The sequence below is a fragment of the Streptomyces tricolor genome (genome assembly GCF_002155905.1).
Taxonomy (GTDB): Bacteria; Actinomycetota; Actinomycetes; order Streptomycetales; family Streptomycetaceae; genus Streptomyces; species Streptomyces tricolor.
In genome coordinates, this window is the sequence record NZ_MUMF01000813.1 from 1 (window position 1) to 9,270 (window position 9,270).

Annotated in this window: 6 protein-coding genes; 4 read left to right on the top strand and 2 right to left on the bottom strand. The window is 72.9% G+C overall.

The features are described from left to right. The 3 genes from CCN44_RS39955 to CCN44_RS39965 form a co-directional block, all read left to right on the top strand. Nucleotides 1-1,959 (top strand): beta-galactosidase (locus CCN44_RS39955; RefSeq protein WP_086704031.1); only part of this gene is annotated, 1,959 nt, incomplete at its 5' end. After that, entirely contained in the window at nt 1,956-4,151 is a 2,196-nt protein-coding gene (locus CCN44_RS39960; protein WP_086704034.1) for a glycosyl hydrolase family 95 catalytic domain-containing protein, read from the top strand. The genes CCN44_RS39955 and CCN44_RS39960, both read left to right, overlap by 4 nt. Before the next feature lie 35 nt (nt 4,152-4,186). Beyond that, entirely contained in the window at nt 4,187-4,900 is a 714-nt protein-coding gene (locus CCN44_RS39965; RefSeq protein WP_059252899.1) for a glycoside hydrolase family 12 protein, read from the top strand. A gap of 60 nt (nt 4,901-4,960) precedes the next feature. Here CCN44_RS39965 and CCN44_RS39970 read toward each other — a convergent pair whose 3' ends face one another. Beyond that, entirely contained in the window at nt 4,961-5,974 is a 1,014-nt protein-coding gene (locus CCN44_RS39970; RefSeq protein ID WP_059252900.1) for a LacI family DNA-binding transcriptional regulator, read from the bottom strand. Nucleotides 5,975-6,437: 463 nt separating this feature from the next. Here CCN44_RS39970 and CCN44_RS39980 point away from each other — a divergent pair, with 463 nt between their 5' ends. Continuing rightward, a complete protein-coding gene (locus tag CCN44_RS39980) occupies nt 6,438-8,378 on the top strand; it encodes an acyl-CoA dehydrogenase family protein (protein WP_059252901.1) in 1,941 nt (646 codons plus the stop codon). Nucleotides 8,379-8,601: 223 nt separating this feature from the next. On the opposite strand, the gene CCN44_RS39985 is transcribed toward CCN44_RS39980, so the two are convergent. Further along, on the bottom strand, nt 8,602-9,060 hold the full coding sequence (locus CCN44_RS39985; RefSeq protein ID WP_059252902.1) for a lamin tail domain-containing protein: 459 nt from the start codon (nt 9,058-9,060) through the stop codon (nt 8,602-8,604). Between the last annotated feature and the right edge of the window lie 210 nt (nt 9,061-9,270).

Consider the following 9,270-nt stretch of genomic DNA (forward strand, 5'->3'; position numbering starts at 1 on the left):
CTCGCCGACGCCACCCGGGGCCGCGTCCTCTTCGGCGGCGACTACAACCCCGAGCAGTGGCCGGAGGAGACCTGGCAGGAGGACGTCCGGCTGATGAAGGAGGCCCGGGTCAACTCCGTCACGCTCGGCGTCTTCTCCTGGTCGCGGATCGAACCGGAGCCGGGCGCCCGCGAGTTCGGCTGGCTGGACCGGCTGCTGGACCTCCTGCACGAGCACGCGATCGGCGTCGTCCTCGCCACGCCCACCTCCTCCCCGCCGCCCTGGATGGGACGGCTGCACCCGGACACCCTGCCCCGGGACGCCGACGGCCGCGTCGAAGGGTGGGGCGGCCGGCAGCACTTCTCGCACTCCAGCGCCACCTACCGCCGGTACGCCGCCGCGATCACCGAGGACCTCGCCGCCCGCTACGGCGACCACCCCGCACTCACCCTGTGGCACATCAACAACGAGTACTGCACCTTCGACTACGGCGACGAGGCGGCCGCCGCCTTCCGCCGCTGGCTGCGCGCGAGGTACGGCACCCTGGACGCCCTCAACGCCGCCTGGGGCACCGCCTTCTGGAGCCAGGGCTACGACACCTGGGACGGCATCCTGCCGCCCCGCCACGCCCACTATCTGAAGAACCCCGGACAGGTGCTGGACTTCCGGCGCTTCACCTCCGACATGCTCCTGGAGTGCTTCACCGCCGAGCGGGACATCGTCCGCCGGTACTCCCCGCACCTGCCGGTGACCACCAACTTCATGCCGCTGTGGACCGGGCAGGACGGCTGGCGCTGGGCCCGCGAGGAGGACGTCGTCTCCGTCGACCTCTACCCCGACCCGCGCGATCCGCTGGGCGCGCAGCACGGCGCCCTCGTGCAGGACCTCACCCGCTCGCAGGCGCGCGGACCGTGGATGCTGATGGAGCAGGCCGCCGGGCCGGTCAACTGGCGGGGCGTGAACCACCCCAAGCCGCCCGGCCTGAACCGGCTGTGGTCCTTCCAGGCCGTCGCCCGCGGCGCCGACGCCGTCTGCTACTTCCAGTGGCGCCAGTCCCGGCAGGGCGCCGAGAAGTTCCACTCGGGGATGGTCAGCCACGCGGGGGCGGAGGGCCGTACCTTCCAGGAGGTCAAGCGGCTGGGTGCCGAACTGGCCCGGGTCTCCGCGGACGTGGCCGGTACGCGGATCACCGCGGATGTCGCCGTCCTGCACGACTGGCACTCCTGGTGGGCCGGCGATCACGAGGGCCGGCTGTCGACGCTCGTGGACCTGCCCGGCGTGCTGACCGCCTGGCACCGGGCCCTGTGGGAGGCCCACCTCACCACCGACTTCGCCCATCCCGAGCACGACCTCAGCGGCTACCGGCTCGTCGTCGCCCCGCAGCTCTACCTCCTCACCGACGCGGCGATCGACAACCTGCTCGGCTACGTGCGGAACGGCGGCACCCTGGTCTGCGGCTTCCTCACCGGTGTCGCCGACGAGGACGACCGGGTCCGGGCCGGCGGCATGGACGCCCGGCTGCGCGAGCTGTTCGGCATCCGCACCCTGCACGAGTGGTGGCCGCTGGAGGCGGGGGAGACCGTGGCCTGCGAGGGCTTTCACGGCACACTGTGGTCGGAGGAGATCGAGCCGGAGCCGGGGGCCGCCGAGACCGTGCCGTACCGGGGCGGCGAGCTGGACGGGCTGCCCGCCGTGCTGCGCCGGGGCCGCGCCTGGTACCTCTCCACGCTGCCCGAACCGGAGGCGCTGCGCTCCCTGCTGGCCCGGATCGCCGCCGCGGCGGGGGTGCGGCCGGTGCTGGACGGGCTCCCGGCGGGCGTGGAGGCGGTGCGCCGGGGCGAGCTGCTGTTCCTGCTCAACCACGGGCGGGAACCGGTCACCGTACGGGTGCCGGGCACCCACCGCGAGCTGCTCGGCGGCACGGACGTCACGGACACGGTCGTCCTCGGCCGCTACGGCGTGGCGGTGCTGCGGTCATGAGCCGTACGCCGGTCCACGGCACCTGGGAGCCCGCCTCCGCCGCCCGCTGGGAGGACGCCTTCCTGAGCGGGAACGGCCACCACGGCGCCCTTGTGTCCGGTGACCCGAACGACGAGCGGGTGATCGTCACCCATCACCGCCTGGTCCGGCCCAACGGCGGCGAGCACGCCCGCCCGCCCCGGCTGGCCGCCGCACTCCCCGCGGTGCGGGACCGGCTGCTCGCCGGCGACCTCACCGCCGCCGAGAGCTTCACGGACGGCCGCCCGCTGCAGTGGGTGCAGCCCTTCCACCCCGCCTTCCGGATCCGGGTGCGCGGACCGGCGGGCGGCGACCGCGGCGGCCTGCGCCGTGCCGTCGACTTCACCAGCGGCGAGGCCACGGCGGTCCGCGCCGATGCCCGCAGCCGCCTCTTCGTCTCCCGCGCGGACGACGTGATCGCGCACGAGGTCACCGGCGGCGACCTCGACATCCGCCTGGACCACCGGCTGCCCGGCGCCCCGGCCGGACTGCGGGTCGGCCACGGCACGCTGCTCACCCCCGAGGGCGCCCTGCTCAGCCTGCGCGCCCGCTACCCGGACAGCGACCGCGCCTACACCGGCGTGACCCTGGTCGCCGTCCGCGGCGGCCGGACCGAACTCGTCCCGCCCGGCGTCCGGGTCACCGGCGCCCGCTCGGTGCTGCTGCTCACCCGGGTGCGCCGGCACACCGGCGAGGCGGACGTGATCGCCGAGGCCCGGGCGCTCCAGGCCCTGCTCGACGGCACCGACCGGCCGTACGACAGCCTGCTCGCCCGCCACCTGGACCGGCACCGCACCGCCTACCTCCGGGTCGCCCTCGACCTCGGCGCCGATCCGGCCGAGCGCGCCCTGCCCGGCTCCGAGCTGCTGACCCGCCCGCACAGCCCGGCCCTGCTGGAGCGGCTCTTCGCCGCCGGGCGCTACCACCTGCTCTCCAGCAGCGGCCTGAACCCGCCCCGGCTCACCGGACTGTGGACCGGCGACTGGGACACCGCCTGGTCCGGCGCGTTCACCACGAACGCCAACCTCAACCTGCAGACCGCCGCCGCGCCCGCCGCCGCCCTGCCCGAGGTCACCGAGGCGCTGGCCGGCTTCGTCGAGCGGCAGCTGCCGGACTGGCGGGCCAACGCCCGCGCGATCTTCGGCACCCGGGGTGCCGTCGCGCCCTCGCACACCGACGGCGAGTCGGGGCTGACGTACCACTTCAGCCGTCCGTACCCGCTGCACCTGTGGACCGCCGGCGCGGACTGGCTGCTCAAACCCCTGGTCGACCACGACGAGATCCGCGGCGAGCGGGATCCGCGCACCGCCGCCGCGCTCGCCGAGGCGGCCGTCTTCTACGAGGACTTCCTCACCCGCACCGACGCCGACGGCCACCTGGTCGTCGTGCCCTCCTACTCGCCCGAGAACCGCCCCGCGAACGGCAGCTGGGGCGCGATCAACGCGGCCATGGACCTCTCCGCCGCCCGGCACACCCTGCGCACCGCCGCCCGCTACCACCCCGGACACGCCGAGCGCTGGCGGGCGCTGGCCGACCGGCTGCCCCCGCACCGGATCAACGCCGACGGCGCCCTCGCCGAATGGGCCTGGCCCGGACTCGACGACACCTACGACCACCGCCACCTCAGCCACCTCTACGGCGTCTGGCCGCTGGAGGAGATCACCCCCTACGACACCCCGGACCTCGCCGCCGCCGCCCACCGGGCGCTCGCCCTGCGCGGCACCGAGAACGACTCCGCCCACGGCCATCTGCACCGCGCCCTGATCGCCGCCCGCCTCCGGGACCCGGACCGGGCCGCCGCCGCGCTGCGCCGGGTGCTCGACGGGGACTTCTTCCACGCCTCCCTGATGAGCGCCCACTACCCGCGCCGGGACGTCTACAACGCGGACGCCGCGCACACCCTGCCCGGCGTGCTGATCGAACTGCTCGTCCAGTCCACCCCGGACCGGCTCGTCCTGCTGCCCGCCGTCCCGGACCTGTGCCCGCGCGGCGAACTGCGCGGCGTACGCACCCGGTTCGGCGCGGAGATCGACCTCGCCTGGGCACCGGAGGGCGCCCGGGCCGTCGTACGCCCCCACCGCACCCTCCGCGTCGCACTGCGCACTTCCTCCGGCACCGAGCCGCTCGACCTCGTCGCCGGAGAAGACCGCGTCCTCACCCTGGGGGCGCGGTGACCGGAGCAACTCCCCCCACCCATGGAAGGGACACCATGGCAACAAGCACGCTGAGCAGGGTCGCCAAGGCCCTGCTCGCCCCCGCCCTCGCCCTCGGCGCCACCGTCGGCCTCGCCTCCGCGCCCGCCTCCGCCGCCGTCTGGAACTCCTGCGACCAGTGGGGCAACACCACCCTGAACGGCTACACCCTCTACAACAACATCTGGGGCTCCGGCGCCGGCAGCCAGTGCGTCTGGGCCAACTCCGGCACCAACTGGGGTGTCTGGGCGAACCACCCCGGCACCGGCGGGATCAAGTCCTACCCCAACGCCAAGAAGGTGATCAACAAGCCGATCACCTCCCTGACCTCGCTCACCAGCAGCTACAACGTCACCGTCCCGGCGTCCGGCGCGTACAACACGTCGTACGACATCTGGGACACCGACTACGACTACGAGATCATGCTCTGGGTCAACAGGACCGGGGCGGTCGGCCCCCTCGGCACCTCACAGGGCACGGTGACGCTGGGCGGCCACACCTGGGCCGTCTACAAGGGCAACAACGGCGCGAACGAGGTCTTCTCCTTCCTCCGCACCTCCAACTCCAGCTCCGGCACGGTCGACATCCTCCCGATCCTGAAGTGGATCAAGGACACCAAGGGCTGGTTCGGCAACGAGACCATCGGCGACGTCCAGTTCGGCTACGAGATCACGTCCTCCTCCGGCGGCCTGAACTTCACCACCAACAACCTCACCGTCAGCGGCGGCTGAGCCGTGGGGGCCGGCTCCGGCACGGGGCCGGCCCCTCCTCGCCGCGGGAGAGCGGGGGATTCAGGACGCGGCCGGCGCCGGTCCCGAACTCGCCCGTACCGTCAGCTCGGGGGCGAGCAGCACGACCTCGTCGCCGCCCCTCCCGTCCAGCTTGGCCACCAGGTGCTCCACGGCGCGCCGGCCCATCTCCTGGGCCGGGATGGCGACCGACGTCAGCCGCACCGACGCCTGGACCGCCACCTGGTCGGGGCAGATCGCGACCACGGACACGTCCTCCGGCACGGCCCGGCCCTGCTGGCGCAGCAGCGCGAGCAGCGGCTCCACCGCCGACTCGTTCTGCACCACGAACCCGGTCGTCCCCGGGCGCTCGTCGAAGATCCGGGCCAGGGTGAGGGCCAGCGCGTCGTACCCGCCCTCGCACGGCCGGTGCAGCACTCCGACGCCCGCCCGGCGGGCCCGGGCGCGCAGTCCGTCCAGGGTGCGCTCGGCGAAGCCGGTGTGCCGCTCGTAGACCGCCGGGGCCTCGCCGATGACGGCGATGTCACGGTGACCGAGCCCCGCGAGGTGCTCCACGCACAGCGCGCCGGTCGCGCTCCAGTCCAGGTCCACGCAGGTCAGACCGGTGGAGTCGGCGGGCAGCCCGATGAGCACGGAGGGCTGGTCCGTCTCGCGCAGCAGCGGCAGCCGCTCGTCCTCCAGCTCGACGTCCATCAGGATCATCGCGTCGGCCAGACCGCTGCCGGTGACCCGGCGCACCGCGTCGGGACCCTCCTCGCCGGTGAGCAGCAGGACGTCGTAGCCGTGCGTCCGGGCGGTGGTGGCCACCGCGATGGCGATCTCCATCATCACCGGCACGTACATGTCGGTGCGCAGCGGGATCATCAGGGCGATGATGTTGGACCGCTTGCCGGCCAGGGCGCGGGCGCCCGCGTTGGGGTGGTAGCCCAGTTCCCGGATGCTCTGCTCGACCCGCTGCCGGGTGGTGGCGGAGATGGACCGCTTGCCGCTGAGGACATAGCTCACCGTGCTCGCCGAGACTCCGGCGTGCTGGGCGACCTCGGCGAGGGTGACCATCCAGCTCTCCAAGCTTTGTGAAGCGCTTCGACACTGCGCGACGCTGATACGGTGGGTGAGGGTGGCATCGACCCTATCTCCGGGCTACCCGGGGTGTCCATAGGCTGTCGAAGCGCTTCGACGGTCAGGGGCGCCCTCACGCTGGGCCCGTACCCGTGGGAAGGTGTACTCCTCCGTCCGCCGGACCGACACCACCGGCGCCACGCCGCGCCTGGACGACTTCCCGCAGGCCCTCGTTCGGCGCAAGCTGCTCGGCACGGACACGTACCTCTCCGGACCGAGGCCGGCACCGAGGTCCTCAAGGGCTCCGGGCGCCTCGACACCACGGCCTGTCCGGTCACCGCCGGCCGAGCGGGCGCGCGAGGGGTGGTGAGGTCGCCCCGTTTCGGGTACCAACGATCCAGTAGCACTGATCGGTAACGAACGGTCCCAGTCGTCCCCCTTCGCGGCGAGGTGAGGCTCCATGTCCGCCACCACCACCCCACGCACCACCGTCACCGAGCGCGAGTCCCGCCAGGTGGCGGAGGCCGCCCGGGAACAGGACTGGCGCAAGCCCAGCTTCGCCAAGGAACTGTTCCTCGGGCGCTTCCGGCTCGACCTCATCCACCCGCACCCCCTCCCCGACGAGGAGTCCGTCCGGCGCGGCGAGGAGTTCCTGGCGAAGCTGCGCGCGTTCTGCGAGACGGCCGTCGACCCCGCCCGCATCGAACGCGAGGCCCGCATCCCCGACGAGGTCGTGGCGGGCCTGAAGGAACTCGGCGCCCTCGGCATGAAGATCGACCCCAAGTACGGCGGTCTCGGCCTCACCCAGCTGTACTACAACAAGGCCCTCGCCCTGGTCGGCTCCGTCAGCCCCGCCGTCGGCGCGCTGCTCTCCGCCCACCAGTCGATCGGCGTACCGCAGCCGCTGAAGCTGTTCGGCACCCAGGAGCAGAAGGACGCCTTCCTGCCTCGCTGCGCCCGCACCGACATCTCCGCGTTCCTGCTCACCGAGCCGGACGTGGGCTCCGACCCGGCCCGCCTCGCCACCACCGCCGTCCCCGACGGCGACGACTACGTCCTCGACGGGGTGAAGCTGTGGACCACCAACGGGGTGGTCGCCGACCTGCTCGTGGTCATGGCGCGGGTGCCGAAGTCCGAGGGGCACAAGGGCGGCATCACCGCGTTCGTGGTGGAGGCCACCGCCGAGGGCATCACCGTCGAGCACCGCAACGCCTTCATGGGCCTGCGCGGCATCGAGAACGGCGTGACCCGCTTCCACCGGGTGCGGGTCCCGGCCGCCAACCGGATCGGCCCCGAGGGCGCGGGCCTGAAGATCGCGCTGACCACGCTCAACACCGGCCGGCTGTCGCTGCCCGCGATGTGCGCCGGAGCCGGCAAGTGGTGTCTGAAGATCGCCCGCGAGTGGGCGGCGGAGCGCGAGCAGTGGGGCAAGCCGGTCGCGCTGCACGAGGCCGTCGGGTCCAAGATCAGCTTTATCGCGGCCACGACCTTCGCCCTGGAGGCCGTGCTCGACCTGTCCTCGCAGATGGCCGACGAGGACCGCAACGACATCCGCATCGAGGCCGCCCTCGCCAAGCTGTACGGCTCGGAGATGGCCTGGAAGATGGCCGACGAACTGGTCCAGATCCGCGGCGGGCGCGGCTACGAGACGGCCGAGTCGCTGCGGGCGCGCGGCGAGCGCCCGGTGCCGGCCGAGCAGATCCTGCGCGACCTGCGCATCAACCGCATCTTCGAGGGCTCCACGGAGATCATGCACCTGCTGATCGCGCGGGAGGCCGTGGACGCCCACCTGTCGGTCGCGGGCGACCTCATCGACCCCGACAAGCCGCTGTCCGCCAAGGCCAGGGCGGGTGCCAACGCGGGCGTCTTCTACGCCAAGTGGCTGCCGAAGCTGGTCGCCGGCCCCGGGCAGCTGCCGACGTCCTACGGCGAGTTCAAGCACGGCATCGACCTGTCCGCCCACCTCCGCTACGTCGAGCGCACAGCCCGCAGGCTCGCCCGGTCCACCTTCTACGCCATGTCCCGCTGGCAGGGCCGGATGGAGACCAAGCAGGGCTTCCTCGGCCGGATCGTGGACATCGGCGCCGAACTGTTCGCGATGAGCGCGGCCTGCGTCCGCGCCGAGCGGCTGTGGCGGGAGGGCGAGCACGGCCGCGAGGCCTACCAGCTCGCCGACGTCTTCTGCCGCCAGGCCCGCATCCGGGTGGACGAACTCTTCGACCGCCTGTGGACCAACACCGACGACCTGGACCGCAAGGTGGTCAAGGGCGTCCTCGGCGGCGCCTACACCTGGCTGGAGGAGGGCGTCCTCGACCCCTCGGGGGAGGGCCCGTGGATCGCCGACGCGAGTCCGGGTGAGAGCCGCCACGCGAACGTGCGGAGGCCGTTCGGGGACGGGTGACGCCGCGCGTGCTCCAGGGCCGCGGGCGTCCGTTCCACGGCTCCTCGGAGCGTCTTCGCCCGGCACCTTCGCGGCGGCTGCGCGGAGGTCCTCACCGTAGGCGGAGTCCTCACCGTGGAGCCGGCCGCCGCCGCACCCGGCGCCCCACGGACGCCGGGTGCCTCCCGGTCCCTCGGGGCCGGGAGGCACCTGTGCCGATCCGAGACGATCGGAACGGCGGTGCCTAGCAGTACGTGTCGCTCGGGTCCCGCGTCGTCCACGAGCAGGTGTCGACCTTGCTGCCGCTCGCCTTGGTCAGCGTGGCCGTGTCCTTGTCGTTGTTCCAGACGTAGGCGCGGCGGTCCTGGTACTTGTCCGACGCGGTGTCCGCGCCGCTGCCGGTGCGGACCTTCAGGTACTTCCCGGCGCCGATCTTGACGTTCGGGAAGACGTACTTGTGGTGGGAGGCGTCCTTCAGCACCCAGCCCTTGAGCGAGACCGCCGAGCCGCTGGTGTTCCTCAGCTGCACCCACTCGGCGTTCAGGCTCTTGTTGGAGCGGTTGTCCGAGCCGGGGCTGTCGAACCACACGTGGTGGATCCGCACGCCCCCGGCGGCCTCGGCCGGGGAGCTGAGCAGGGTGCCGGTGAGCAGGGCCGCGCCGGCGAGGGCGGGCAGGGCGACGCGTGTGCGCGCAAGTCGCATGGAGAGATCCCCCCAAGGATGTCGTCCGCGAAGTCGTACCGGACCGGTCGTCCCCGGCCCGGACTGAAGTGTTATCACATGATCTTCACGGAGACTTCACATCGGTACGGAACGCACTCGCCCGAGGGACGCCCTGTCCGGCGCGCCCCGGCTTGCGGCCACAATGGGGGGATGACCGACAGTCCCGCCCGTCCGGCCCCCCTCGCCGAC

What these genes read in the sequence shown, in the direction of transcription:
- CCN44_RS39960 (WP_086704034.1), top strand. Translation starts at nt 1,956, where the DNA reads ATGAGCCGTACGCCGGTCCACGGCACCTGGGAGCCCGCCTCCGCCGCC.
- CCN44_RS39965 (WP_059252899.1), top strand. Translation starts at nt 4,187, where the DNA reads ATGGCAACAAGCACGCTGAGCAGGGTCGCCAAGGCCCTGCTCGCCCCC.
- CCN44_RS39970 (WP_059252900.1), bottom strand. Translation starts at nt 5,974, where the DNA reads ATGGTCACCCTCGCCGAGGTCGCCCAGCACGCCGGAGTCTCGGCGAGC.
- CCN44_RS39980 (WP_059252901.1), top strand. Translation starts at nt 6,438, where the DNA reads ATGTCCGCCACCACCACCCCACGCACCACCGTCACCGAGCGCGAGTCC.
- CCN44_RS39985 (WP_059252902.1), bottom strand. Translation starts at nt 9,060, where the DNA reads ATGCGACTTGCGCGCACACGCGTCGCCCTGCCCGCCCTCGCCGGCGCG.